The sequence below is a fragment of the Pseudomonas sp. Z18(2022) genome, assembly GCF_036346535.1.
Classification (GTDB): Bacteria; Pseudomonadota; Gammaproteobacteria; order Pseudomonadales; family Pseudomonadaceae; genus Aquipseudomonas; species Aquipseudomonas yamanorum_A.
Genome location: NZ_JAOTOA010000063.1, coordinates 1 through 1,217 on the forward strand (window position 1 = coordinate 1; position 1,217 = coordinate 1,217).

General features: G+C 58.9%; 1 pseudogene. It reads left to right on the forward strand.

What is annotated here, in order from left to right:
- Window positions 1-1,217: pseudogene (locus tag V3W39_RS33585) on the forward strand (type IV secretion protein Rhs); the annotation flags it as partial.

Genomic DNA, 1,217 nt, shown 5'->3' on the forward strand with positions numbered 1-1,217 from the left:
CCGTCACCGTGCACAACGCCGATGGCAGCCAGGAAGTCTACGTCCACGACCAGCGCGCACGGCTGGTGCAGCGGATTGATCCGGACGGTGCCGAGCACTTCAAATCCTACGATGAAAAAGGTCGGCTGACGGTCGAGCAGGATCCGCTGGGGGCGGTGACGGCGTATCAGTACGACGAAGCCGGTCGGTTGATTGCGCTGTTTCCCGGGGACGATGCGCCCACGTCCTACGAGCATGACAACGGTTTCGTGCGGGTTGTGCGGCGTGGTGACGCCGTCTGGAAATACCAGCGTAACGACCAGGGCGATATCACCCGCAAGACCGATGCGGACGGTAACTACACCGAATACACCTACACCAAACACGGCAAGCTCAGCGGCGTCTGGCACCCGGACAACAGCAGTCAGCGATTTATCTGGAATGAACGTGGCCAGCTTATCGAGGAGAAGCTGGCGAATGGCGGTGTACGGCGTTATCGCTATGACGACCTGGGGCGGCAGGTTGCCTGTGTGGATGAGCATGGTGCGCTGACCCAGTATCAGTGGGACGCCGTAGGTCGTTTGCTGAAGGTGATTCAGCCCGGTGGTGCCACTCGCGAATTCAGCTACAACCCGTACGGAAAAATCACTGCCGAGCGCGATGAACTGGGGCGAGTCACCCGTTACGAGTATGCAGACGGCCTGCACCTGATCAGCCGTCGGATCAACCCCGACGGCACACAGCTCAAATACCGTTACGACAATGTCCGGTTGTTACTGACCGAGATTGAAAACGAGGTTGGCGAAACCTATCGGCTCGACTATCACGCCAACGGCCTGATCCAACAGGAAATCGGCTTTGATGGCCGACGTACCGCCTACGTTTATGACCTCGCCGGGCATCTGCTGGAAAAGACCGAATATGGCGACGATGGTAGTCAGCTGGTTACTGGCTATCAGCGAGACAGCGCCGGTCGCCTGGTAAGAAAAACCCTGCCCGACCGCAGCATTGTCGATTACACCTACGATCGCCTCGGCAACCTCCTCAGCGTCGATGATGGTCATTGGCCGCTCCACTACGAATACGACCTGCAAAACCGCCTCACCGCCGAACATCAGGGCTGGGGCACCTTGCGCTATGGCTATGACGAATGCGGGCAGCTCAACTATCTGCGCCTGCCCGATAACAACCGCGTGGCCTTCCACCACGACAAAGGCGGCGACCTTGCCAACGTCGAA